The organism is Methylomonas montana, assembly GCF_030490285.1.
GTDB classification, from domain to species: Bacteria; Pseudomonadota; Gammaproteobacteria; order Methylococcales; family Methylomonadaceae; genus Methylomonas; species Methylomonas montana.
This window is the reverse complement of record NZ_CP129884.1, coordinates 4217435-4243348: the sequence shown is the minus strand read 5'-3', so window position 1 is coordinate 4243348 and position 25914 is coordinate 4217435. Positions and strand designations below refer to the sequence as shown.

Sequence of the window (25914 nt, the reverse complement as noted above, 5' to 3'; positions counted from 1 at the left end):
GTCTAAAACTTACTGAACTGCGTCTTTCAGGCCTTTGCCGGCTTTGAAGGATGGCAATTTGGCGGCAGCAATGGTAATGGCTTCGCCTGTTTGTGGATTGCGTCCAGCGCGTTCGGCACGTTCTTTTACTTCAAAGGTACCAAAGCCTACCAAAGCCACGGAATCACCGGATTTCAACGCGGCTTGAATGGATTGGGTGATGCCATCCAATGCGCGACCGGCATCGGCTTTAGTTAGATTGGCGTGGCTGGCGATGGCGTCGATAAGGTCGGATTTAGTCATAGATAATGTTCGGTGCTTATAAAAAAATGAGTCAATAACGACTATTCTAAGTTTTAAGGGATATATAGTTGTTCATAATTCGTTTGTACAATAAATAGTGGCAAACGTATACCCTTTCAGTTTTTTCAGTTGAGGACGAATATTAAATCGCTCTGACAGCACTGATTCCCGATGAGTTGGAGACAGGCACTCACTAAATTTGAGTTCGTTGATAAATTCTTCATCAATCGGCACATGCAATCTCTCTGGCTCGTGAAATATGCCCTGAACGATTTTTTTTAACGATTCAATATTTACTGCACCGGTAAAACTTATTGAAAGGTTATCGGATACCACTTTCCATGCCTCGCACTCAAGGGCATCTGCCAAAGTTGCATTAATTAGCTTACCAGCGAATGTCCACCAAACTAAATGGTCATGAGAGTAGGAGAAAAGGAAAGTTTTGCCTGGTTCGACCCAATCATATTCCTCACGAAATTCTTCCATTAGAGCGATTGCTCGTTTGGAAAACTTGACCGGAGAGCCTTCCCTTGCCAATACACGCGTAATGGCTTGGCATAAGTCAAAGTGGAATGGCTGCCCCGAACTGAGCCACTGCGATCTGCCTTTCAATTCTGTAGGTTCAACGTATGCTTTTCGACGCGGCCAATCGATATAATTAGTCTGCCAGGATCTGCCACCCAATGTCAGTACGCATGGAGATTTTTCTTTCACAACGAAAGTGGTTTGATGAACTTCCCCTAGTTCCTGCCTTCCATGAAATACTTTGACCAAAGGTGGACTCAGGAAAACAGAAAAAAGCTCCATAAAGTTCTTCCTGCCAAATTGCCTTTCTCCAGAGTCACCAATACTTAAAATCCCTTGGTCAGAATGAAGAATTCCGATATCACACATGTACTGAATTAATTGATTTAGTTGCGTTGGAGGTAAATGAGACACTCCTGGTAAACGTCCAATCCATTTTGGCCAGTCATTAGAAGCAATGCCCCCTTCCTGCAAGGCTAGTGCCATTATTTGCTGTGCGAAAATATGTAAAGGCAGTGGTGGAGGAATAATTGGCTCAACATAACCTTCAGACCAAAGCTGCATCAGTGCTGCAGTTTGCAGGAAGGATTCTTTTTTAGTGGCCAGAAACAGGCAATTTCTTGAGGTTCCCGAACGTCGTCCAGTGCGGCCAATACGTTGAAGAAATGATGCTACAGTTGCTGGTGCATCAATTTGGATTACCCTATCCAAATCACCCACATCAATACCTAGTTCCAAAGTGCTCGTCGCCACAATGACACAATCATTACCTTGGCTGAACGCCTGTTCAGCGGCTTTACGCTCTTCCAGACTCAAACAGCTATGAGAAACATATGTTTCTACCGCCATGCTGCGCAATAGGACCGCCAACTCCTCCACACGCGCCCGACTATCACAGAAGACAAGTCTTTTTTCACCACGATTCATGCGGGAAATGACAATTGCGGCATTTCCCAAGCTCCCTACCCAGTCAATTTCAATTGCAGGTTTAACTGTGCTTTCAACTGGGGGATTTATAACGCTACGCGGTTTTGAACAGCCAGCTGCCAACCAGTCACATAACTCTTCAGGGTTTCCTACAGTAGCGGACAATCCAAGTCGTTGTATTTCTTGTTGTGATAAATGGCCGAGCCTTTCAAGCAAATACATCAGGTGCCAACCCCGGTCATCGCCAGCGAAAGCATGTACCTCATCGATAATGACGCATTGCAAATTACCAAGTAGCTGTCGATGATCAATGCGGTTTGATACCAGCATAACTTCCAGCGACTCGGGCGTAGTTAGCAAAAGATCTGGTGGGTCAGCACGCAGTTTGTTTTTTTGTGAAGGGCTTATGTCCCCATGCCATAAGCCCACCCTGCGACCCAACAAGCTTCCATAATAACTAAGACGAGATTCCAGGTTATTTAGCAATGCCTTGATAGGGCAAATGTATAAAACACTTAAACCCCGCCAGTTTTCAGTGAGCATTCGGGAGAATATTGGAAATGCAGCAGCCTCTGTTTTACCCCCAGCAGTTGGGGCTAAAAGGATAGCGTGTTCTCCATTTAGAATTGGCTCAATTGTCGCTTCCTGTAATGGGCGTAAAGATGGCCATCCTAGACTATTGACTATGTGGTATTGCAGTGCGGGATGTAGTCGCTCAAATGAGCTCATAAATCCAGCCCAATATCATCGACACTATTTGCAAATTTCGCAGCTCGTTCAGCAGCGTTCAGTTCTGTATCGCTTATTGTCAGAGCATAGTGCAGTCGTGGAGCAAAGTCATCAAACTGATCCACCCTATCCAGAACATCGCCCACCAGTTTTTTAAGAAAAATCCTGGGAGCTATGCCTACTTTCCCCCCAAGATTTCCGGTAACAGCTCGAGCCAAATCCTCGATATAGGCGTCGTCAACCAAGTTGCCAATTCGGGTTGTACGCTTGGAATCGGCATAGAGGTTACGGGCCTTGCGACCGACCTCAGTAAGAGAGTCAACATTAAAACCATTGAGTCTAATCTGCACCGCGCGTGGATTATCAAATCTTGCATCAGTAGCAAAATCCACAGCCAAACGTTGCGCTAAGGGCGCAAGACGCTGTATCCCCATTGGGCCATCAAAGAATGCTGGCGTACCAGTAATAACCAAATACAACCCAGGAAAACGACCACTGTCGATTTCATCCATGAGTTGTCGAAGAGCATTCAGGCTTTTATCACGCACATCGCTACGCATCCTTTGTAGCGTCTCAACTTCGTCGAACACAAGAAGTAGGCCGGGATGGCCAGAATCCTTCAAAATGGTCAATACACCTTGAAGAAAACTTAGCGCTCCAAAATGATCAATGTCGCCTTTTATTTTGGCATAACGTTTGATTTCAGCTGCGATGTTGGGCTGACCAGCCATCCAGGCCAAAAGACCGTCAGCAATGTCTTCCTGACCATCCAGTAAGGCGCGGCGGTAGGCACGTAAAGTTAATGAAAATGCGGGTGCAGTTTTAACAACTTCGCCTAAACGTTTCTCCATCAACGCATCAGTGGCGCTGACAAGCGCTTCTACATCGTTTGGGTCAATATCACCTTGAGAGATGACATCCTCTTCCAGGGTAAAAAACCAGGCTTCAATAATATTGCGGAAAGCGCCGGAGGGAGAGTCCGAGGTAGTCAGTCGTTCCATCAACCTGCGATATACCGTCTCCAAACGATTTAAGGGGGTCTCGGTTTCTGAGATCTGTACTTCTGCACAGGCAAAGCCCATCTGCTGAGCACGCTCGCGTAGCCAACGTGTAACGAAGGTCTTACCACTACCATATTCACCGCGAATGGCCTTGAACTGTCCACTGCCTCTTGCAACCTTTCCTAGCTCTTCGTCAAACGTATCGCTAAACTTATCCAATCCAACTGCAAGGGCATCCAGACCATATTGTGGTACTGTGCCACGTCGCAACGCGTCGATAATATCTTCCTTGCGTTGGCTACTGATGCTCATAATTCAAATTGTTTCTTTAAAGATTCTATATTGAGTTTTACCGTTTTAGCTGCCCTGTCAATAGATAATACCGGGTAGCCGTCTACATTCAGTATTTTCTGCACCCCGGCAAGAAATCCGGTGACCCTGATGGCTGGAATTCCAAGTTCTTGAACGACCGCAGCTAACATTTGCTGACCATCCCGCTTGTCCAGGAAGAGCAGTAATGTCCGTAGTTGATCGTCACTTATGACAACGCGACCTAAACGCGATTTCATTTGTCCGTAGAGTGAAGAATTCAGCAAGTCGCTAATCCATGCGACCTCAGTGCTTTGAGATTGGGCGGTTGTGGGGGTATTGCCAAATAGGTCAAAAGTCAAATTGTCCTGCTTAACCTTTTTTGCTGCAGCCGGAACTGCTGCATTTACCGATACGGATTGAAAATCGCTAGGTTCACTTGTCTCCAATCGCCACCATGAAGGTTCTTGGCGAGGTACTTCATGCCAGCCTTCAACTTCTTTGGTGTCACCCGCGTTACGAAAAACTCCAAAAGGAATAATGACCTCCTGTAAGCTACCCCCGCCGTGGTAACCCATTTTTTTACTTGTATAGCGGACTTTTTCTGACCAAGGTAAGATCACCTGATGCGATGGCTGTACCACCCTAGAACCAGTTACCAATACTTCATCCTCAGTAACCTGTTCTATTACTTGCTTAAAGCGCTCACCCTCAGTTTCACTTTTGCGGTAAGTCATATCATGATCTAGCACATGCCCATGGTCACTGGTGAAAATAACCAAACGTTCTGCTTCTTTGGCAGCTTCCAGCACCTGTCGAAGTAAACTAATCGACTCTATATTCCAATTGACGGACAATTGAGCGCCACTACTCAATTGATCGTCAATGGCATTAATGACTGCTCCAACGACTTTATAGTCAGCCCTGGCAATGATTTCCCTGACCTTACCAGACAATCCACCACTTCCAGTTTCATAAAGATCTGCTTTATGAAAAAGGGTTGGGGGGAACTTGGGTGATGTTTGTGATTTCAGATTTTGATGGGCCGTGAAAGCATTTTTCTCATCAGCACTCGTGCCTTCACCAACTTTGCCCGCTAGCAGAGAGTACCTGCTTACCCTAGTTACACTAGGTAGGGCAGCCAACAGACATTCTGGACCATTGCCAGCATCACGGTGCAACTCAACCCAATGATTATGATTAAGGTCGTCCACAAGCTCATGATAAACAGCCTGGCTCATACCATCCAGAACCAGGAGTAGAACAGGGTGATTTTTGGCAAGGGGAGTAATCAAATTATCCAGAGCAGCCTCAACCGGCCAAATTCCACTATCCAGACGATCACCACGAGCAATCACAGGCAAATGATATGAAAACTCCTTGTTAAGTGATTCCCTGAATTCCGTTATTTTTTTAGTTAGCGACCGATATGCTTGGCTGAGTTGTTCGTGCTCATCTCCTGCCCATATTTTACTTCGCGCCCAATCCAGGAAACTGCCATTCTCAACATAATGACGAATGATTAAAGCAGTCCCTTCGGATCTGGCTGTTGTCTGTAAGTAGTTGCATATACGAAGTGCATGCTCAGCAGTTTTTACTTGTTCCTTGCGAATTCTGGTGAGTTGATGCTTCTGAAGTAACTTGAGACCATACACTGCAGATTGGATTGATTTTCCACTAATAGCCTGCTTAAGATTTCTGGCAAACTGTTCCAATCTCATACCAAAAGCTGCTGGCAAAAGGTCAGAATTGATGGCTAGCGCCGAAATATCAAGGCTTGCAAGAATCTGCTCTGTATGGGTGAATGCCTTATTGAGTGCTACCCGGTGAATCTGTTGAATAAGCAGTCGTTGGGCAAATACATTGGATTTTTCCCCATAGATTTTGAGGATATGACCATCAAGTCTGACGCCCCCAAGAAACCGTTCAGTAAATCTTCCACGAGTCTGATAAATATCCTGATCCTGCGTATGATCATCGGTGTAAAGCAAAGAACAAACTAGGCCAATTGCCAACATGTCGGCTGAATGCCCTTGTTTCCATAGTAGTTCAATCAACGGAGTCAGTTCCTCCAGCCTTGGCGTGAGCCAGTCACCCAGATGTTCCTGAACCTTCTTAGGAAGAGTTGAAGCTGCTTTAGCTGAATCTGGCTTTAGAGACCACTCCAACAAAGATTCCAAATCAAGGGATGACTCCTGATAATCAAGCAAACTAAAGGATAAAGCCTCCCAGGCTTTATCAAAGTCCAGCACTTCACCAAACCTGACTTTTCCCTGATAGACGGAGTAAGAGCTTACCAACTGCTCTGCAATCCATCGGTATTCTTTGCCAGTAAGACGAGGATCAATATTTTTGACTCGCAACAGTTGTTGCAAGGTGCGCCATGGGCTGATTCGTTTGGGTTCGTTTTCCCATAATCGAGCCAAAACATCCTTGGCCAAGTGGGTTTCATCAAATGCGGACAATATCACCAAACGGGAATTGTCAGCTTTGTGTTGGGTTAATTGCTCGCGGATGGCAAGTTCAGAGATGCAATACACCAGATCAAACTGAATATTTTCAATCTCGATTGCCGCGTTATCCAAGTCAATCGGCTCTGGCCAGACCAAGGCAATACAGTCGGCATTGGCATCCTTACTCAGAATAGCTTGTATCTGCGTCATTACTGGGCCAGGAACCATTGCTGCTTCCACCATTCTTTCACTCCTCGCCCATAATGGTATAGCTTATGTCGACGGTGACACCATCTTGAAGTTGTTCCTGAATCTCATTCAACAAGACTTTAGCCTCGGTAATCGCCAAACCTTTACGTACATCGCTCTTCACGACTTTTTTTCCTCGCGGCGGTAGCGGGGGCGTTGGTTCCGGTCCTGGAACCGGTTTTTCACGGGTAATGATTGCGGTAGCATCCGTTTGAGCCTGCTTTAACGCAGCAGCCAGATTTATAACCAATTCGTCAGTGGCGACTGCATCCTCCACTGCTTTCTTGATTTTTTGGACTTCGGTGGAGCCATTACTCCAAACGGTTTCCAATAATTTCCAATTATTGTCGGCAAGTGCATGGCTTACTCTTACAGCACTATTGATACTTTTAGCCAGTGCTTGCAGGGTGGTGATTGGCTTAATCTCTGACAAACTCTTAACCAATGCTGCGCCTTGCTGGGATTTAAGATTTTCCAGAACCTCTACGGCAAGTTTTGCATTTTTCAGACGATTGTTGTCCAAAGACAAGCTTAATGCACGGTACTGATTGGTGAGATCGGCTTCCAGTGTTTTACAATCATCCAGATAGTGAACAACGGATTCGGTGACTTTTTTCTGCAAGTCATGTTGATTATTTGCTGTTCTCAATGGGTTGGGAGTCAGGCCGAACAGAATGCCCGCATTGTCACAAGCTTGCTTCCACTGGGCTGGCTCAGCCAATTCCTGCTTGATCAGAGTCAATTCATCTCGGATGTCTTTCAAGGCAACATCGTTGTATGCGCCGCCATACAAGAAATAACCATATTGCCCATGTTCGGCAAAAACCATAATCAACAGGTTTTGAACTTCTTTAAGTAATCCTTTGGGTTTGGGTTGATCCATAGCCTCTCGCAGAACGGCAGCCGTGATGTCACCTCCTTGTTTTGCCACTTCTCGGGCCAAGTGCTGAGGCCAATCCGATTTAAAAATGAAATGCCGCTCGTGCATTTCACCTAGTTTAAGTGGCTGAGCAATTTGTCTCATCAAAGGACGCAACGAAGTATCAACCTCAATTCGTCCGTTTTCAGCGTGAATCGCCCTACGTAGTTCAGTAAAGACTTTCCCCAAATTGGCAATGGATACTTCACCATCAAATTCAGGGTGGTCTGGATACTGAAAGGAAAGGGCTTGACCTAAAAGCTGGTTAAAAGCTTTCTCCATGGTTGTACCCTGCGGCAGCCGCGGGGTAAAGCCAGGTTGCAAAGACATGATTTGGGATTGCAACAAATCATCATTGTCCAGGGAGCCAGGCGAAGGAGTGGTTACTCCATATGCGCCCATCAGATGATCCTGAATTTGCTGACGCAACTGACTCCGCTGATTTTCCAATAACGTTCGGGCACTCGCACGATCTTGCGGGGTTAGATTTCGACTGTATCGAGTGTAACTATCTTCGCTTTTCAAAATCTCCTGAAGCACAACCAGCTTTCCCAGACTCTTTTTGGCGCTTTCACTGAAAAAATAAGGTAGCCAACAGAGAGTTAGCGTCTGACCGCCTTGTTCCTCATAGTTTCGTACTACAGCTTGATCGTCTGTCGGCGAATAGTTTCCTGTATCAAACGGAAAGTCGATGATAACTTTCCACTCATCATCGCGTGCTTCAAACAGACGATTATCGGTAATTTCACGGATGTTCTGAAAAACAATCTCAACCCTGCGCTGAGTTCCTCTCCAGACAAATTCATGTTCCACAAAGAGTTGATTACTATCCCGAATACCAAACGCATCAAATACCATCTCTTTAATCAAACGACGCCGGTTACCGTCATTGTCGCTAATCCGGGCAAGTTCGATAATGCTTTCGGTATCCACCCCTGATAAAGCGATACCAATAACCGGTGTAGCATCGTCACCTGAAAACTTGATCTCACCAACTTGGCCAGCCCATTTTCGGCATTTCTGCAATACGGTTTGTACTTCCTTTCCAGGGATGGGTGATTTGATGGTTCCGTGATTCAACGCAGCCAATTTTGTAGCGGTCAGCTGTTTGAAGCACTCAATTTCTGGCACCAAGGCGGCCAATAGCAAGGTTTTTAGCAGACGTATGTCGTTATTGAATGCTTGCCGGCTCGCATCACTAGCAGGCAGGTCATTGAGGGTTGCAAAGCTCACCCGATGCTCAGCCTCCAGCATAGGTATCAGTTTACGTTCAAATAGGGTTTTGGCGTCATCAAAGTGCTTACGCATTTGTTCCGAGAATGGCTCAGCTTCAGAACCAATTACGTCATAAAGATCTCCAACAGGAATAACACAACCCAACTCCAGGGTCTCCCGTTGATCGACGAGCAGCATGAGCATGACCTTCAGCGCCGTACGTTCACGCTGAAGTGCTGAAGACAAGGCTACCAGCGCTTGCACCAGTGCCGGGCTAAATGGATAGAGTTGCCGGAACATCTCCCTGTCGCCCTGGCTGGTAAGCAGCAGATTGAATGCCTCTTCACGCATTTTTTCTGTCTGGGCAAACGCCTGCTCGATTTGCATTCGTGCCGCCTCATCGATAGGACTTAGCAAACGTCGCTGGGCGATGACAGGCAGGTTGCGATCTTCGAGCGTAATGGTATGAAACCGGCCGTCCCAGTATTTCAGTGAGTCGCTCAGTATTTCCTGATCCACACCGTTATATTGGTCGCCCACAAATTCACGTAGATCGCGCTGACGGGCGATAAAGCTGACCAACGGTAAAGCTCTAGGTATGCCTGTTTCTACCAGTTTGACGACTTTCTGGATTTCTGTATTGATAAATTGCTGGTCAGACAAGCGGCTAGCCAGCCACAGAATCAACTCGTCCAGAAACAGAATAACGGCATCGTAACCAAGTGATTTGGCGTGCTGAGTCATTATCCGCAAGCCTTCGTCAAACTCGACATAATTGCCATGGCCCGTATTAGCCAATTTGCTGAACGCTTTGAATAGTGTTCCAACCAGATCAGCCACCAGTCGTGTCCGATCTTCGTCGCTGGCTTGTCCACTCACGACCGATTCAAAACTAATCGCATCCCAACCGGAGGCAACATCACCCCAATCATCATCACTGGCGACCGAACTGCTGCCAGCATTCAGGGCGGCAAAAAATGCTGCGTTCCCCATGTGATTACGCATCTCAACGGCATCAGCAAACAAATGTTCGCTAAGGTAGAAGCCAGGAATGGGAGCTTCAGGATGGAGTTTTGCAATGTGACGTGCGTATCCTCCTAAGACTCCGGATTCTAAATTGGCCGCGCCGATCATGTGATAGGGAACAAGCAGAATATTCTTGCTTTGCATCCAGTCATCATGTTTTGCAATAGCAGGAGCCAACTCAGCAATGGATCGTGCTTGGGTATTGCCTTGTAACAACAGGTGCAATACCGCCATGAAGTGCGATTTACCGCTACCAAAGCTGCCGTGTAGATAAGCGCCCTTATTGCGGTTTTGTTGACTGCTTACCGTACTTTTTATGAAACTCAGTGCATCTTCAAAGCATTTAGCCAACTGAGGTGTAACGACATAGTCTTTCAGCGTTTGCTCAATGGCGTCTGCTTCCAGACCGCTGGCTAAATTAAGTACAAAATCACCTCGCTGGACTTTCTCAGGGATATGAATCAGCTCTTTTATCAAGGTCATGATGGTCACTCTTAAGCTGTTTTACGACGACGGCCACCGCCGCGTTGGGTTGTTGGCGGTTCCCAGGTCAATAACTCGTCGCGGGACAGTTGTAGCTGGCGTAGTTCTTCTAATAGGAAGCCCTCGTAATAATCGCCCAAGCGCTCACCAAACTCAGGGTCAATCTCGTTATGCCACTGTTTGAGCCATGGAATCAGTTCATCAAGGGCAACCAGCATGGGTTTTAATTGTTCCGCATGCCAACCGTCCCGTTCCTTGCGGTCGATGTACCAGACAGCAATCGCTTGCGCTCGTTGCAGGTGATTCAAACCTGCCCAACCGATAACTAGTGTGCTATCGCCAGATTTTTCGCAATGGGGCAGACTAAAAAATCGCTCTTTAGGTACGTCCAGCTTGCCTCGTAATGGCCAGTAGGACGGTTTACGAAAATCCGCCGTTGCATATTGTGGCGGGAGTGGAATATCACCTATCTCTTCGGCTTTTATATCAACAGCTTGTTCCTTGCTAAGGAATTGTGGGTCTGTTTGATCCAGTTCGGTACGTGCGTCAATAGCATCTTCAGCCCGTTGTTTATCCCACGTTTCCTGCCAGGCGCGGAATTTGAGCATGGCGTTGGGTTTATAGCGAGCAGCCGCCATTTGTGGAACGTTGTCCAGGTCTACCAGCCCGCTTACCAAGGTTTGAGCGTCGAAGGTATCCGTGCCAGTGTAAATTGTTGCCACCTGCTGGAAGGCGCTGTCATTGCGGACACGGTCTGCCAGTTGAGCGCAAGTTAGTAGTTCTGATGCATGGGTTTGTTGTTCCAAATAGTCCAAAAGCCATTCTTGCAAGGCGCTACGTAATTCGTCTGAACGAGCAGAATGGTTAAAAAGGCCCTGACGACCTATCCACCGGCGTTTGTAATGTGGATCTTCGATGATAGCCAGATCACTATTACTGCGGATAGCTTCAATTCTTTGCCGCCACTTTTCTTGCATATCAACAGGCCATTGTGACGGTATAGTCGCAGGTACCTCAAAACCATCCTGATTGATGCCCGTAGCAATCTCAAAAGGCCGCTGCCCAGCTTCTATGGAAGCATCAGTCCAGTTACTAATATCCGCCAGTAAATCAGCTTCACATAGGCCATAGGCATGGTAAAGAGTCCAGTCAAGCTCTTCCTGAATCAGGATCAGTTGGCCGCGTAACCGAGATTTTTCACTAATGGCATTCTCCCAGGCAGTTAGGATAGAACTACCATCTTTCAGCGCCTTATCTAACACCTTCACCGCAGACAACTCGCTTAGCCTATGAGCGAGAGCGTCTGCCTTAGCCGTAAACTGGATGATGCGATTGCGGGTGTAAGGTTGCTCAAATGTACTGGGAATGGGTAGTTTTTTTAAGGCTGTGCCCGCAAATTGATATGGAACCTTTGACCTGTCAGTGATACGAACACCATCTCCTCCTGTCATCTGTTTTTGGTGACTGACCTGCTTCATCCAGAACCCAACAATCGAGCTATTCAATAGTCCCAGTAAAGCAAAATGATCTTTCTCTGTTGCTGTTTCTGGAAGCGTGATCACCGGAGCTGTCTGCTTGAATACTTTGCCTCCACGATCCAATACAAAGTGGTTATGGCTTGCGACTTCCGCAAAAGTGATAGATAACAGTGATTTAAAGCGAGCAAAAAAGAACATTGAGTGTTCGTACCAAAGAAGACCCCGTTCTTCGATAAATTGTCCAAAATCTTTCCTATGCCGAAGGATAGTTCTGTATGGAAAGAAATACTCGTTTAAGTTGAAAGGTAATGGGCTTAATGCATTCCCAGTGTTCAGTTCATATGGCATTAAAGACCAGTCACCTGTAGTGATTTCCCAATCTCTAACTTGTTCTCCAATTACTAAGGGCGCTATGTTTTTGTCCATACCTCCAGTAAGAAAAACTTTTCTTGGCAAATAATAAATCGAATCTTCACCTGTATGGGTTGTTCTCCCAATATCGGAAGTTATGTCGCCTAAAAACCGTTCACATTTTTCTTCCAAATTTTCCTTTAGCTCTGATGCGCCACCACCACCGATACTCCAAGGATGCTTTATGTATAAGGTTCTGGCTTGATCTGCCACACTCACATAATCATTTTGACTACCAGGTTTTTCCAATAGATCAACAACTGAGCACCAAACCTTACCCTCAGAAGCATTGTTTGGAGTACTAGGCTCACCACGAATACCAAGCACCGCACGTATCCAGTCAGCCCTAGGCTTTTGGTTACGGGCGAAAAGGATCACTGTTGGTGTACCGTGTCCAGGAATGTAGGCTCCAGACACATCAATTACATGTGTCAGATCTTTATGAGTCAGATAGTCTTCAATCAACTTTTTCCCGAACTCCCGTTTCATAAAACTGTTGGCGGTAATCATTCCCATATACCCAGCAGGTTGATTTCCCTCTAGTGCTAGAGTTAGGTCAAAAAAACGTTCGGTAAAAGGTACACCTAATGAGTATTGACGGTGACAAGTTGGGTATTTGTCTCGGTAGGCTTGGTTCAAGGCTTTATCTCGAACCACGATATAAGGAGGGTTACCCACGACAACGTGATATTGCTGTCCCAAGATTTTTTCCAGTTTGCCGCGATCTTCTACGTCAAACACATGAGCAATTGGATCGTTCAAGGCATCCATCTGAATACCTTGGCCATAGGATTCATGCCGCCGTCCGTGCAGTAAAGAGTCGCCCACCGCGAGATTGAAGTGGAAATCGGGCGCGTTATTGATTTTGTCACTGCCCGAAGCCTTCATCGCCGCGATCAGCAAACGGAAGCGTGCAATGGCAATCGCATAGGGGTTAATGTCCACTCCGAAGATGGCATCCAATGTCCTCTGTGCCAATGCACGTGCATTGGTCGATGGCTCACGTTTGATCCAGTCGGTGAATAAGCGCTCAAAACTGGTGAGTAAAAAATGCCCGGAGCCACAGGTAGGATCAATCATCCGTAATCCAGGCAGCCCGAACGTTTGTTTGGCTTTTTCTAGGGTGTAATCAAGAATGAAGCTTTCCACAAATTCCGGGGTCTGTAACAGTGCGTAACGTTTGCGCACAGACTCTGACAAGTCTTGATAGAGATCACCTAGAAAACGGGTATCCCAATTCGGATCAGTGAAATCATGCACGATGTCACCGGTCTCTGGGTTCAAAAGCTGAAAGAAATCAATGATGCTCTTTGCACCATCTGCGGAAACAGGCAACTGCCACAATGGATTGTGACGATGATCCAGCAATTCACCCATAGCAGGCAATGATTCCAGCGCTTCAAATTGGCTTAACAGGTATTCTCGTTCGGCGTGGGTTGGATGGTCGTTAAAGTAAACCGTCAGCCGATCCTTGGCATGTTGCAATCGGGTTCCCGCTGGACCAGCAATGATGGGTTCAACCAGCAAGGCATTGTCTTCAAGAAAGCGGATAAATACGCAGGTCAAAATCCACGCAACCGATGCTTGAGTGATTTGTGCCGCCCGCCAGTCAATGAAATGCTCGGCAGTACGCTGCGCCTTTTGTGCGTTTGCATATTCTTGTTTCAGATGCTCATCCAACTCTGTTTGGGCTTGGCAATGCGACAGAACATCCTGTTCAATTTTGGGCAAAAGACGTTGTAAGTCTTGAAGGAGTTGTTGGCGTTGAATCATGAATTCTGGGTTCCTGTCATTGCTAGAGCAGAGGTTTGTTCAGTTGGCTGCGCCTGTGTATTTTCTGATTGTTGTAACAACCAGGTTCTAGGAATGCGGATGAATTCCTTGCTTCCAGCGCCACTAGGCAAGCTAACGCCATCAATAACCGCTCCGGAAGAAGCTACATCGTTAGCGATCAATAGCAATAAGGCCTGAGGCTGTTTGGTGGTCATTAGGTTTTGCCGTAATTCACCCAGCCAATCGTTGATTAGTCCATAGCGTGCAATCAACCCTGGTTCGGTGAGCAGCACAGGTTGGCCTGATTGCTTGATTTCCTCGGCTATCAAAGGTATCGCTTTCTTGACCATCATTTGCAGCCGCGACCAGTCAACACTGTTCTTTTCCGCAGCGTCAGCCTTGAGAATGGTCTCCCATTTAGGAGGTCTACTCATTACGACACAGAGCTGGCGTAAATGATGTAGCAATAACTCATCGAAACTGAGGCATTTCAGGTTGAAGGCCGCTTGCAATCGTATTTTGGCTAGTTGCAACTGGCTTGTTCGCACCGAAAGCGCTAAAAATCGTGCGGATTTTAGGCTGGTCTGTAATGTTGTAAGGAATTGTGTGATTTCTTTACCAAACGCTGGATCACCCTCATCATATTGGGTAGCGAAGTAAGTGCCTTTAGCTGAAAAAACATTGGTCTGGCGTGACTGAGGCAAACAATACGCGCCTTTTGTCCGATCAGGCAGTTCGTAACTGCCATCCCACTGAAAGCCCAGATCAAGTCCCTGCATGAGCGCATCAAGCTGGGGTCTGCCTGGCAACGGTTTAGCATCTGGGTAACGACCCTGAATTCGCGATTGAACTTCTCTGACTGAAAGGGCTCGTGCACCCAGTAAAGCGCCTTGTGCCAACGCTATACTACGTTCCGCCGGCATATCTCGAGGGTAAAACTCTGCACGACTGGATAGCGCAGCACCCTGAGAGGCCGCAACAGCCAGACGCAATAATCGGTGATTACTAAGACCCGCAAATGATTCAGGTGCTGCGACGGCACGAATGCGCTCTAATGCACGCACTGGCGAAAGAAGGGGTTGTTGCTCCGCGCACTCATCTGCCAGTTGTCCGAGTGCTTCGGCGTAATCAGCCAGTTCTTCACCTCGCTCTTGGGTATTGTCTGCTATGAGGACTCGTTTGCCAGAACGGCGCAAAGTCCATCGTGCTTGTTGTCGGCTTAGCTCGGTTTCTACCGCAGCCCGCACTACTGCTTGCGCATGACGTTCGCGTTGTGGCGATGGTTGCATGGAACCTCTTCGCAGTAATACCAACTCAGACAGCTCTATAGCAGTTAAAAGTCCGCCGTTATCAGCTAGCAACTGGTTAATATCGTTACGCAGTTGGGTGATGAATTTGTTTTTTCCCCATTGAGTGATCACTCGCGACTGCAGATCACGTGCCACCATGGTTTCAATGCCGATTTCTGCGCTCAAACTAACCAAGGTTGGCCAATGAACATTGTGGCTGCCTCTGGGAGCGTCACTATCCAACCGTCCCAGGAATTCATTAAGAAAGGCTGCGCGCACTGGGTCACTCGCCTTGTTGCCCTTAGGCACCACCATTGCGAACAGTTGGTCAACGCTACCCAGCAACCCTTCCTCGAGTTGAGAGGTTTGCGGTAATATTTCTGCTCCCAACCGATGTTGTAAGCGGGCGACCAGCTCGGAAAGCTCACGACGGGTCTTGATGCCAACCCCGGTCATTCGCACTAATTCGTTACGGGGCAACTGAAGCAGATCACTGACAGTGTTGATATTAAGTCGACTCAAGGTATCCAGAGCTTGGGGAGATAAGGGTAACAGGCCGATTTGGGTATCAGGTTGTGCTTCTTCAGAGCAAACAGCCGGTTTTTCAGGTATATCGGTATGCAGTGTTGCACGGCGCGCCTGAAGGAAAACCTGATGCCATGCTCGACGCATATCCTCTGCATTGCCAAAACGTTGTTTTACGTCACGCGCCAATGCCTTGCGAAAAAAACTAGACATCACGTCTCGTATCACGGGATCAAAAACAGCTCCGTCGACTTCCAGTGACCCTTCGATCAGTGGTGGCAATCCTTCACTGTTTGTCCAGCCAGGTAAGGTTCCAGTCGCCATTTCATAGAGGGTAAGGGCAACGGAAAAACGCTCGGCATAATCATCCCAACGGCGGCGGCCTGTATCCCGAATAAAGGGATCCATATAGGCGACGGTTCCTGCGGTGTAGTTGTCAGCGCTGATATTGGAGAGGGAAAAGTCAAACAGTACAAGATGCAACTGTTTACCTTGCATCATCAAGCCGATATTTTCTGGTTTGATGTCACGATGTGATATGCCCTTGTCTTCCAGATGGCAGATAGCACCCAGTAAGTCATCACCAAAGCGCTCGAGTAATTCAAGCTGAACAGCTCCTTCTTTACGCAAACGCCGGGCAAGAGTTCCTTCACTAGCATAATCAAGCAGCAGTCCGGTATGCCCAGCAAAATCCCTGGTTTCGTGATGGGCGATAATGGATTGATGGCGAAGTTTGTGTAATGTTTCACCCTCGCTACGCAATCGTTTGTTGTGATCAACATCGACAGCAAGTTTGAGGACGTGCACTTGCCCTTTGTACTCAACGACAAAGGCGACGGAACTAGATCCTCTTCCCAGTTTTTTCTTGACGACAATCCCGCCCTCAAACATGTCACCAGGCACGGCTTCGGTCGGATTGGTCTGGCGCTGGTTGTCTGGACGAGTAATTTCATCTTCAACCAGACTCATGTATTCAATGAAGTCGTCTACAGTCCCAATACGTATAGCCACGTCGGGATGAGTCGCATATTGAATTAGATCCTGTAATTCTTGCCCCGCGCCATTGAGCTCGTCAGTTATCTGTAAACCTGTCCCACGGCTGAGCTTGTCCTGTAATTCCAGTCCATTTTGTGCGGGTGGTTTTCCCGTAAACAGCAAGTATGCAATGGCTCCCAGCGAGAATATATCCAGATATATGGCGTCGGTTTCAGCCTGCGAATGCGCTTCTAGGGCAAGATAAGGGCTTGCCTCTTCCTGGATAAGGCAACTCAAGTTACTCAGAACTGTGAGTTGGTGGGTCTCACTATCGAAAGAGCGATTGGCTGTAGACCAATTGCCAATCTTAACAATGTACCGGCCATCTTCCTTCTTGATGATATAGATGCTCTGAGGGCTTAGGGCTCGATGGTAAAGGTGCTGACCGTGAGCAAATCTCACTGCATCGGCAATTTGGCGAGTCAAATTCAGCGCATCGAGAATATCCAGGCGCTGGCTTGCACCCAAACTGGCAATGAAATGATCCAGTCGGATAGCCGATGGATCATGTTCAAATACCAACGCAGGACCTTGGTCGTGTTGCTGGTATTCACGGGCATGAATAATCCCTGGATGCTCAATGCCTTCTAGCAATCTGAATTCAAGTTTTGCAGCCCTCTCAAGTGTATTAGCTTCTTGGGAATCTTTGCCGTAAGTGAGATAGATGCGGATGCGCCGTTGAATATTGGTTTCGGAATGGGTTGCCAGCCAATCTTGGAAGTGATCAGCCTCATCAAGCAATTCTTTAAGTTCGTATAAACCCACACGCCTTAATCGAAGCGACTCCTTGATCCCAGCTTCTTCCATGGCTCGGGATACCATTTTGGAGGTTGGGCGATCTAGTTTCTTGTGAGTCCAGAACTCGTCAATTTTGCTTAACTCATCCAGTACATTTTTCCGGGTACAAACGTTCTGCCGGGCAGGACCTTGCAGTTTGTTGATTACATTTTCTGAGGACAAAAACACGAGAGTATTGATGAAAGGAATTGTCGCATTTCGAGCTGCGCGTTGGCTGCGCAATAACGAAGCAAGCTTTTTTGCCTTGCGATCAGCCAGCAGACGAGGATTATCAAATGCCTTGCAACGTCCATTATTGTCCCATACCCAAGTGCCCGCATCCCCGCTGATCTCGCCAGGATGTGACTTGATTTCTACCAAGAACAATCCCTTTGGAGTAGCGACCAGAAGGTCAATTTCATTAATAGAGCCATCTTGGGCAATAAACTCAAAGTTCGCCCAGGCACGATAGGGTTCATGATCAGGAAGACATTCACGTAGAAACTCTAACGCCTCGTATTCCCATGCATAATCCGAAGGAGTGATCTGTTTCCAAAGTTTATCCATTTTTTTCTTCGTCCATGAATTCAAGGAGATCACCCGGCACACATCTAAAATAGCGACAGAGAGAGTTCAATGTGTCGGTGCTAGTATTGTATCCAGGTACGTTGGCGATTCGAGTCAATGTTGCCCGAGAAATACCCGTCGCGCTGCTTACATCATTGATTGTAATGCGTTTCCTTTCCCTAAATGCTTTCTGATCAAGACATTGTTTAAACAAAACTCGGATCATGTGATTGCCCTACCTTTACTATATACACTGGAACTAGCTCGGGCATCTTCTCATTGACTCATATTTGAGTCAATTGCATCGATTGTGATTTAGTAGATAGGAATTACACCATATAAAAATCGCTGAAATGTCCTACAAATCGATCCAGCCACAGATGTTCAAGCCCCGCCAAGTAATGTTCAATAGCTATCGTATATCGGCACTTGGTTAGATAACCCAGATAAACCAAAACGTAGGGCATGACCCAGTGTTTGAGACAAAGTGGCCGACCCTAATAAGTGCTTAGCATACGTTTCGGCTAACATCGATTGTTTACTGAAACGGATTAAAAACCGGGCTGTACAAATTCAAAAAAGTTAAACTGTAAGGCCATTTTTATTTCATTTTAGGGAACATGCCAGACACCACCTACAAACAAGCCGCCGGATTGATCCGTGAAGCCGAAAAAATCAGTGCGCTTCCGGTGCGCGTGACCTGGGACGATACGCTTCAGGTTGGCGCCGTGCTGCATTTGAGTGAAGCTCAATGGTCAATAAGTGAAACTGGATTTGGATACACCGCATCCCCATGACACATCACAAAACCAATCGCATTGCAGTATTCGTAGACGCCGAAAATGTCACCAATTGGATCAAACACGATGGCGTCAAATTACTCATGGAAGAGTTGAATCAGTTTGGCCTGATCATTATCCGTCGCGCCTATGGTGTTTGGAGCAAGCCGAATTTGGCCATGCACCAAGCAGCCATCAACCAATCCGGATTTGAACTCATCCATTGCTACCATCCCGTGACCGGCAAGAATACGGCGGATATTCAGATGACGGTGGATGTCATTGAATGCGCTTGGCAACTACCAAACATTACCTGCTTTGTGCTGGTCACCGGCGACTCAGACTTTACGCCAGTCTTTCGCCGACTTCGGGAGATGGATAAGGATGTAATTGGCGTTGGTCAGCATTCAACGTTGAGCGAATGTGTGAAGACGTCTTGCACTCGGTTTATTTATACGGACGATGTCATTAACACGTTGATCGGCAATGAGACTTCGCCACAGGAGTCCGTACCGCCGCAGTCGTTACCGAACTCCACACCAACGCTTACACTGGCACAGGCCGATGAATTGGTCATTGCCCACTTGAAAGCATCGTCTACACCGGTCAATACCTCACAAATCAAGAATTTGCTCAAGCGGACTGCGGCCGACTTCGACGAAAAACATTACGGATTTAAAACATTTACCGATTACCTAACTGCAAACGGTGCCATCGAAATCAGCAAAATCGGCACCGCCAATTTCGCCAGTCTGGCGAAGCTTGCCCAACCGACCAAAACAGTCGAAGCAGTTGCTACCGCAGAAGCCTACAAAGCCCTGCTGAAAAAACACAATGCGCTGCCGGACAATGCCGACACGCTGAAAAAAATTTACAAACATGCCGTGGCCTTGAAAGACATCTGCCCTGATGCGGCGCAATTCAGAGTGGCCTTATTCGATCAGTGCCATAAAGTTGATCCGAGCATCGCTAAAACGACCGTGAACAAGGCATTTTCCTATTTTATCGTCATGGGACTGGTGCATACCGAAAAGGCTAAAGGTGGCGTCGATACCGTGCGGGTGAAAAAAATGACACTCAAGGAGTTTTTATTGAAATCCGACAAGTTGGTCATCGCTAAGCTGCTGGAACTTAGCAAAACCCAGGCCTTGGATTTGAAAGCCAAGGAAATCAAGAAAATCACGCTGTCAACGATCAGTAAAGACAGCATCAAAAAATTGATTGGGGAATAAGACACCATAAACCGGCGGATCAGTACTCCTACGACTCAACATGCGCGAATCGGTGTGACCTCCGGCAGATTAGCAAGCGGAACCGTCAAGCCTGTTTCATTTCATGCGGATTATCGGTCATTTCGCACCGGCCTTATCCGAACTTGGTTATGATTCATTGTCATCAACCACCGAATCCTCATCCTTGGAAAGTTTCACTGGCTCACCCAACAGTCCAGATTCCTGTCGGGCCAGTCTGACTTCTTCCCCATGCCCTTGCTCGTACGCGGCCTGATGAGCATGCCTTTCCATCGTCACAATTTTATTGGCTAGTCGCTGCAATCGCTGCTGCCACTCCAGCCGCGCGGCAATGCAATGTTTGTTGGAGATGACCTGGCATAGCCACAAGGTGTCCATCACGATCATCAACTGATCCAGCAAACGAATCAGCTCGACGAACTGCGCAATCTGCGGTGAGGCAATCTTGGCCACAAATTCCCTTGGGTGCGTGTAGGTCGGCGTTTCATTGATGCCATTGTCAGCCTTGAGTTTTTCCAGTCGACTCTTTTCCTGCTGCAGTTGCTCCGCGCATTCGGCAATCATTTGACCGACGATGCTTTCGATTTCATCGACGGTTTCCTCCCGGCCGATGATGCGCAGGATCACGTCGATCGCATACAAGGACACCATCAGTCGATGATAACTATCACGGATGACCCGAATGGCTTGTTCGCTGTTGATGCTAAACGTACGCTCAAATATAGGCCGACTGATGGCGCGACGCTGGGCTTGCTTGGGCTGTGGAGCTGTTTCGGACATGATCGTTTCCTGATGTGGACGAATGATTCATGATCGTATGCCAATTTTTTTTCGACCTTTCTGCAATAAAGGTCGAATTCGTCCTTTATTGCAAGATCATTTCAAAAAATCTCTGTTTCAATACCCGCCAACGGAATCAGTTGGTCATCGGCCTTCCGATTCTTCCCAGACTTTCTCGGCTGATCTTTCATGATCGCCTTGATCCGACTTCGGTCGGCGTTCCGCTTTTAAGCGGCGACGGTGGTGTTCCATCGGCGTGTTAGGTGCGTCAAGCCTGATGTGAGTTTTTTATTTTTTAACCCTGCCGGGCGTCTCGATTCCCAGTCGGGGTTCGACGGCCGGCGTGCCCATCGCCGCGCCGCTGGGAATTGTTATCGTTGAGTCGGGCGCGGCCGATAGGAGGACATCATCATGGCCAATCGTGGTGTAAACAAAGTCATCTTGCTGGGCCGTCTCGGCGCCGATCCGGATATTCGCTATTTACCGAATAACGGCGGCAAAGTCGTGGCGGTGCGTTTGGCAACCAGTGAAGTTTGGAAAGACTCAAAAAACGCCAAACAGGAACGTACCGAATGGCACCGGGTCGTGTTTTTTAAAAAGCTGGCCGATACCGCCGGCGACTTCTTGAAGAAAGGCAGCAAAATCTATGTAGAAGGCAGTCTTCGCACCCAGCAATGGGATAAGAACGGCGAAAAGCGTTACCGCACGGAAGTGGTTGTGCATGAGTTGCAACTGCTCGATCGCCCAAGTGCGCCTGCATCTGCAAACGGTTCATCATCGAACCCGGTGTCAGATGACGCCGATTGGGACGACGAGTATGCCGACATGCCGCTCAACTAAATCCAGGCGTTACACGAGCTGCCGCAAGCGCCGGTAAATTTTAACCTACTGCCGACCAGTTTTTGCTGTTACGGCTTTTCAACCCAAAGGGGACGACTATCCCCGTTGGGGCCATGGCGTTCCCATTTTGATAAGGAGACCCACCATGAGCAATCAAAATCGAAACTATCAACCTAAGTCGCGCGACTTACCCATGCCGATGGCAGCCCAGCAAGGCTATGGCATTTCGGAGCAGTCCTGGAAGGTATTGACCGAAGTGACTTTCCCCACTGCTAAAACCCCGGAAGCCATCCTGATGGCGCTGGATTATTGCAAGGCCCGCAAGTTGGACATCTTCAAAAAACCGGTGCATATCGTACCGATGTGGAGTGCCGCTTTAGGCCGCAATGTCGAAACCGTCTGGCCGTCCATTATGGAAATCCAGACTACCGCGTCCAGAACCGGTGTTTGGGCCGGCATGGATAGGCCCGTCTGGGGTCCTGATGTCACCAAGACCTTTACCGGTCGCTACAAAGATGACAACGAGCAATGGCAAGAGTCCAGTGTCACCTTGACTTTCCCCGAATGGGTGGCCGTCACCGTGTACCGGATCGTCGGTGGTAAACGCTGCGCCTTTACCGAGGAAGTCTATTGGCTCGAAGCCTACAGCACCGCCGGCGGTAAAAACTCGCAAGTGCCGACCGCGATGTGGATCAAACGCCCCAAGGGGCAATTATCCAAATGCGGTAAAGCAGCGTCGCTTAGGACAGCCTTTCCGGAGGAATGCGGTTATGCCGCCGAGGAAATGGATGGCAAAACCCTTGACGATATTGCCGACGGTAGTGTGATCGATGGCAGTGCCACTGTACTGAATGCAGCCGAGGTTGGCAGTGACGATCACGTTTTTGGGGGCGATTCTGACGTTGATGCAAACCGCGTCATCGATCTGTCGCAAATCCATCCCAAAGTGCAAAAAGCGGTTGCCGAACTGGTTAGACGGACAACAGCGGCCGGTGCCTGGAAAGCCGCCTACGACTATGCCAATCAGAAGTTCAAAGGTCTTGACCTGACGTTTGCATTGGCCGAGTTGGACAAGGTATCGGAGGTTGAACCCAGGGCCACACAGGCATTGGGCCAAACGGAAGGTACCGTCATGCCGCCATTGACACCGAAAGACATGGCGATGACGCAGGCGCGTCAGGCGTTGGGCGCCAACCGTTAGTCATTTCGCTGCACAGGGCTTTTCCGTTGCTTAATCAAAGTACCGGCTAGGCCAATTTCATACTGATGTGTGCTGGTTTTCAGCGTCACATTCAACTACCACCCCTTCAGGGCGTCATGACTCGCCCGTGTGGGGATTCATGATGCTCTGAGTTTTTAGTAAGGAGAGATCATGAATGCAATCGATCAATCATTAAATCGGCTTCCCTGTCATACCGATTGGCGGCGTTACGACTCACCCACGGTGATTCGCCGACATGGGCGTGGCTTTTTAGAACGCAGCTTCAAACCTGGAACAGGCGCGACAGACGTCGACAAACCCTCCAAATCGGAACTGCACAGTTTGGTGGAAAGCTTTGGCGGCTTGGTGTTGCCGACCGCGGATGCCGTGTTGCTGCTGTTTGCCGATTATCACTGGGCGCAACGCTGTGAACGGCATTTAACCCAGCGCGGCGTGCCCTCGTTGCGGTTAGGCTGCCACATTCAGTTGCCGGAAGCCTGGCGATGAAAGTCATCAACGTCTCCCAACGTAGCGACGCCTGGCGGCAATGGCGTTCACAAGGTATCAGTGCCAGCGAAGCAGCCATCGTCATGAACCACTCGCCGTACAAGACCCCGTGGAGGTTGTGGGCGGAGAAAATCGGCCTGGTGCTGGAAGCCAGACTGGACAACAACCCGTTGATCCGCGCCGGCATCCAGCAAGAGCCCGAGGCTTTGCAACGCTTCGAAGACAAACACGATCTGATGTTATTGCCACTGTGCGGTGAGTCGGAACAGTATCCGTTGATGCGGGCTTCGTTCGACGGCTTGTCCGACTCGAATGAACCCGTGGAAATCAAATGTCCGCACGAGACCACGTTTCTGGATGTGCTGTTGAATCGGGAAGCGTCCGAGGCCTATCAACTGTATTGGTGCCAAGTCCAACAACAATTGCTGGTTTCCGAAGCGCAACGCGGGTTTTTGTTTTTCTACCACCAAGACCAGGATGTGGAATTCGAGATTCAGCGCGATGAGACTTTTCTCACCCGGCTGGTCGATACCGCGATGGACTTCTGGTCGGCGGTCAAATCGAAAAAGGAACCGAGTAAGGATCCCGAACGCGATTTGTTCTTGCCCAAAGGTCATGCGGAGCAGCAATGGCAGCAACTGGCGGCGACGTATCGGCAACGGGCGTTGACCATCTTGGACCTCAAAACCCAACTCAACCAGTTGGAGGACGAGCAGTCGCGCATTGAATACACCTTGGTGGCTTTGATGGGCGATTACGTGGCTGCGGAGCATTCCGGGTTACGGATCAGCCGGTTTCAAAGCCAGGGTGCCATCGATTACAAGGCGGCACTGCAGGCCTTGCAACCGGATGTTCAGGCAACGGCGCTGGAAGTCTATCGTAAACCGTCGGCCATGCGGGTCCGGGTGACCTGCCGGAACGACGACGGCAAACATGCCGAAGTGCCGTTCGACGCGCAAGCCTTGAATGACTTGGTTGGCGTGGACTTTTGGTTTTGAGTCTTGATGGTTCATTTAACAACATCCTGTAACCCTGGTGGTTACGGGATGTTCATTCATTGACGGCAGAATCGATTCAGGTCGGGCATGTCGGTTTTAGGCTGGGCTTTGCCGCAAAACCCAACCCAAAACCCGCATCGTTCAGGCATTCCCTTCGTGGAATCCCGAATCCGGTTTCGACCGGCGTTCCGTTGTTAAGCGGCATGAGCGTTTGCCTCGTGTGTCAGGTGCGTCAAGCCTGGTGTTTTTGTTTGTCCCGTTAGGGTTCATCACCTTTGCGGGACTCGGTGACCCCTTTTATTCATTGAAGGAGGTCATTATGAATCACGACTTTTGGAAAACCTTGCACGGCTGGCTGAACGTTGCCCATAGCGACGACATCCAGGCCAAAAAGCGGTTGCTGCTGGAGATGCACCGCCAAATCTCTGACCCCGGTTTGAGAAGCGACATTCATCGCATCCTGCGTTTGATGGATCGGGAGCTGTTGGCCCGCGCCGAATGGGCAATGTACTGCGTGATGCAATTGCGTTAACCCGTTTTAGTTACCCTGCCTTGTCAGGCATTATCCACCCGTTGGGGCTCATCACCCCTCGGGGCCGGTGCGCCCCTTGTCATTTGAGGCTAGTCCTCGAGGAGCTCACCATGTACCAACAATATTCCATTGCCAATACCTTTGGCATTCAGGCCCCGGCTGCCATGAAAGTGGAAGGCTTTATTCCAGCCAATAATCCGTATGTGCCGACTATCAAGCCGTATGTGTTTCGTAAGGATCACTTGCGCGACGTGTTGGCGTTTTTAGGCGCACACAATGGCGACGGCTTATACCTGACCGGTCCTACTGGTTCCGGTAAAACCTCGTTATTGGAGCAAGTCGCGGCGCGTCTTAATTGGGGCGTGCATTCGGTCACCGGTCACGGTCGACTGGAACTCAACGATCTGCTCGGCCAGTACATGCTGGTCGACGGCGGCACGATGAAGTGGATCGACGGCCCGTTGACCCTGGCAGTCCGCCTAGGCCATGTATTGTTGATCAACGAGATCGATGCCATTGATCCTGCCGAGCTGATTGGCTTGAATGAAATTGTTGAAGGGAAACCTCTAACAATTCCGCAAACCGGCGACGTAATTGTCCCGCACCCGAAGTTTCGTTTGGTGGCCACCGGCAATAGTGCTGGCAGCGGTGATCAGTCGGGCTTGTACCAAGGGGTGTTACGTCAGAACCTGGCGTTTTTAGACCGCTTTAGATTGATGGAAGTCGGCTACCCCGAACCCGAAGACGAAATGAAACTGTTGGCCGATGTGGTGCCGAGCATGCCGGAAACGGTGCGCGAAAGCATGATCAAGGTCGCTAATCAGATTCGTAAAGTCTTCATCGGCGGCGCGGATGGCGGTGGCATGTTATCGGTGACTTTATCGACGCGCGGTTTAGTGCGTTGGGCGTCATTGGTGGCCACTTTCAAAAGTGCGCCCAATGCCTTGGCTTATTCGCTGGATCGGGCCTTGACCTTTAGAGCCGAACCCGCCGAACGCGAAGCGATTCATCGCATCGCCAAGGATGTGTTTGGGGATGATTGGGCGAATTAGCC

17 protein-coding genes are annotated in these 25914 nt (G+C 48.6%); 8 read left to right on the top strand and 9 right to left on the bottom strand.

Annotated features, from left to right (window positions below):
- Positions 1 to 9: 9 nt before the first annotated feature.
- From QZJ86_RS19555 to QZJ86_RS21635, 8 genes are all read right to left on the bottom strand, one after another.
- Positions 10 to 282, bottom strand: a complete 273-nt coding sequence (locus tag QZJ86_RS19555; RefSeq protein ID WP_301672202.1) for an HU family DNA-binding protein — start codon at positions 280 to 282, stop codon at positions 10 to 12.
- A gap of 72 nt (positions 283 to 354) precedes the next feature.
- A complete protein-coding gene (locus QZJ86_RS19550; RefSeq protein ID WP_301672201.1) occupies positions 355 to 2463 on the bottom strand; it encodes a DEAD/DEAH box helicase in 2109 nt (702 codons plus the stop codon).
- Complete coding sequence (gene brxD, locus QZJ86_RS19545) at positions 2460 to 3776, bottom strand: BREX system ATP-binding protein BrxD (protein WP_301672199.1); 1317 nt, start codon at positions 3774 to 3776, stop codon at positions 2460 to 2462. Before brxD ends, QZJ86_RS19550 begins: the two co-directional genes overlap by 4 nt.
- Entirely contained in the window at positions 3773 to 6469 is a 2697-nt protein-coding gene (pglZ, locus tag QZJ86_RS19540) for a BREX-2 system phosphatase PglZ (RefSeq protein ID WP_301672197.1), read from the bottom strand. The genes brxD and pglZ overlap by 4 nt, the downstream gene beginning before the upstream one ends.
- 4 nt (positions 6470 to 6473) lie before the next feature.
- Complete coding sequence (locus QZJ86_RS19535) at positions 6474 to 10118, bottom strand: DUF6079 family protein (RefSeq protein ID WP_301672196.1); 3645 nt, start codon at positions 10116 to 10118, stop codon at positions 6474 to 6476.
- Between the two features lie 11 nt (positions 10119 to 10129).
- Positions 10130 to 13780 (bottom strand): BREX-2 system adenine-specific DNA-methyltransferase PglX, encoded by a 3651-nt coding sequence (gene pglX, locus QZJ86_RS19530; protein WP_301672195.1) that lies wholly within the window; start codon positions 13778 to 13780, stop codon positions 10130 to 10132.
- The gene (gene pglW, locus QZJ86_RS19525) at positions 13777 to 17997 is read right to left on the bottom strand and encodes a BREX system serine/threonine kinase PglW (protein ID WP_301672194.1); all 4221 of its coding nucleotides are present in this window, start codon (positions 17995 to 17997) and stop codon (positions 13777 to 13779) included. The genes pglX and pglW overlap by 4 nt, the downstream gene beginning before the upstream one ends.
- Positions 17966 to 18199, bottom strand: a complete 234-nt coding sequence (locus QZJ86_RS21635) for a helix-turn-helix domain-containing protein (protein ID WP_407081626.1) — start codon at positions 18197 to 18199, stop codon at positions 17966 to 17968. The genes pglW and QZJ86_RS21635 overlap by 32 nt, the downstream gene beginning before the upstream one ends.
- Positions 18200 to 18593: 394 nt before the next feature.
- Here QZJ86_RS21635 and QZJ86_RS19520 point away from each other — a divergent pair, with 394 nt between their 5' ends.
- Both QZJ86_RS19520 and QZJ86_RS19515 read left to right on the top strand, forming a co-directional pair.
- A complete protein-coding gene (locus QZJ86_RS19520) occupies positions 18594 to 18770 on the top strand; it encodes a hypothetical protein (protein ID WP_301672193.1) in 177 nt (58 codons plus the stop codon).
- A complete protein-coding gene (locus QZJ86_RS19515) occupies positions 18767 to 19984 on the top strand; it encodes an NYN domain-containing protein (RefSeq protein WP_301672192.1) in 1218 nt (405 codons plus the stop codon). Before QZJ86_RS19520 ends, QZJ86_RS19515 begins: the two co-directional genes overlap by 4 nt.
- A gap of 147 nt (positions 19985 to 20131) precedes the next feature.
- On the opposite strand, the gene QZJ86_RS19510 is transcribed toward QZJ86_RS19515, so the two are convergent.
- The gene (locus tag QZJ86_RS19510) at positions 20132 to 20782 is read right to left on the bottom strand and encodes a hypothetical protein (RefSeq protein ID WP_301672190.1); all 651 of its coding nucleotides are present in this window, start codon (positions 20780 to 20782) and stop codon (positions 20132 to 20134) included.
- 411 nt (positions 20783 to 21193) lie between these two features.
- On the opposite strand from QZJ86_RS19510, the gene ssb reads away from it, so the two are divergent.
- The 6 genes from ssb (at position 21194) to QZJ86_RS19480 (ending at position 25912) form a co-directional block, all read left to right on the top strand.
- Complete coding sequence (ssb, locus tag QZJ86_RS19505) at positions 21194 to 21622, top strand: single-stranded DNA-binding protein (protein WP_301672188.1); 429 nt, start codon at positions 21194 to 21196, stop codon at positions 21620 to 21622.
- A 145-nt stretch (positions 21623 to 21767) separates the two neighbouring features.
- Positions 21768 to 22823, top strand: a complete 1056-nt coding sequence (gene bet / locus QZJ86_RS19500; protein ID WP_301672186.1) for a phage recombination protein Bet — start codon at positions 21768 to 21770, stop codon at positions 22821 to 22823.
- Between the two features lie 171 nt (positions 22824 to 22994).
- Complete coding sequence (locus QZJ86_RS19495; RefSeq protein ID WP_301672185.1) at positions 22995 to 23330, top strand: hypothetical protein; 336 nt, start codon at positions 22995 to 22997, stop codon at positions 23328 to 23330.
- Positions 23327 to 24328 (top strand): YqaJ viral recombinase family nuclease, encoded by a 1002-nt coding sequence (locus QZJ86_RS19490; RefSeq protein WP_301672184.1) that lies wholly within the window; start codon positions 23327 to 23329, stop codon positions 24326 to 24328. Before QZJ86_RS19495 ends, QZJ86_RS19490 begins: the two co-directional genes overlap by 4 nt.
- A gap of 319 nt (positions 24329 to 24647) precedes the next feature.
- Positions 24648 to 24860, top strand: a complete 213-nt coding sequence (locus QZJ86_RS19485) for a hypothetical protein (protein ID WP_020481812.1) — start codon at positions 24648 to 24650, stop codon at positions 24858 to 24860.
- A gap of 110 nt (positions 24861 to 24970) precedes the next feature.
- Entirely contained in the window at positions 24971 to 25912 is a 942-nt protein-coding gene (locus QZJ86_RS19480) for an AAA family ATPase (RefSeq protein ID WP_301672183.1), read from the top strand.
- Positions 25913 to 25914 lie beyond the last annotated feature (2 nt).

Excerpts from the sequence above, each read along its gene's own strand:
- QZJ86_RS19555 (WP_301672202.1), bottom strand. The coding sequence starts at position 282 with ATGACTAAATCCGACCTTATCGACGCCATCGCCAGCCACGCCAATCTA.
- QZJ86_RS19550 (WP_301672201.1), bottom strand. The coding sequence starts at position 2,463 with ATGAGCTCATTTGAGCGACTACATCCCGCACTGCAATACCACATAGTC.
- brxD (WP_301672199.1), bottom strand. The coding sequence starts at position 3,776 with ATGAGCATCAGTAGCCAACGCAAGGAAGATATTATCGACGCGTTGCGA.
- pglZ (WP_301672197.1), bottom strand. The coding sequence starts at position 6,469 with ATGGTGGAAGCAGCAATGGTTCCTGGCCCAGTAATGACGCAGATACAA.
- QZJ86_RS19535 (WP_301672196.1), bottom strand. The coding sequence starts at position 10,118 with ATGACCTTGATAAAAGAGCTGATTCATATCCCTGAGAAAGTCCAGCGA.
- pglX (WP_301672195.1), bottom strand. The coding sequence starts at position 13,780 with ATGATTCAACGCCAACAACTCCTTCAAGACTTACAACGTCTTTTGCCC.
- QZJ86_RS21635 (WP_407081626.1), bottom strand. The coding sequence starts at position 18,199 with ATGATCCGAGTTTTGTTTAAACAATGTCTTGATCAGAAAGCATTTAGG.
- QZJ86_RS19520 (WP_301672193.1), top strand. The coding sequence starts at position 18,594 with ATGCCAGACACCACCTACAAACAAGCCGCCGGATTGATCCGTGAAGCC.
- QZJ86_RS19515 (WP_301672192.1), top strand. The coding sequence starts at position 18,767 with ATGACACATCACAAAACCAATCGCATTGCAGTATTCGTAGACGCCGAA.
- QZJ86_RS19510 (WP_301672190.1), bottom strand. The coding sequence starts at position 20,782 with ATGTCCGAAACAGCTCCACAGCCCAAGCAAGCCCAGCGTCGCGCCATC.
- ssb (WP_301672188.1), top strand. The coding sequence starts at position 21,194 with ATGGCCAATCGTGGTGTAAACAAAGTCATCTTGCTGGGCCGTCTCGGC.
- bet (WP_301672186.1), top strand. The coding sequence starts at position 21,768 with ATGAGCAATCAAAATCGAAACTATCAACCTAAGTCGCGCGACTTACCC.
- QZJ86_RS19495 (WP_301672185.1), top strand. The coding sequence starts at position 22,995 with ATGAATGCAATCGATCAATCATTAAATCGGCTTCCCTGTCATACCGAT.
- QZJ86_RS19490 (WP_301672184.1), top strand. The coding sequence starts at position 23,327 with ATGAAAGTCATCAACGTCTCCCAACGTAGCGACGCCTGGCGGCAATGG.
- QZJ86_RS19485 (WP_020481812.1), top strand. The coding sequence starts at position 24,648 with ATGAATCACGACTTTTGGAAAACCTTGCACGGCTGGCTGAACGTTGCC.
- QZJ86_RS19480 (WP_301672183.1), top strand. The coding sequence starts at position 24,971 with ATGTACCAACAATATTCCATTGCCAATACCTTTGGCATTCAGGCCCCG.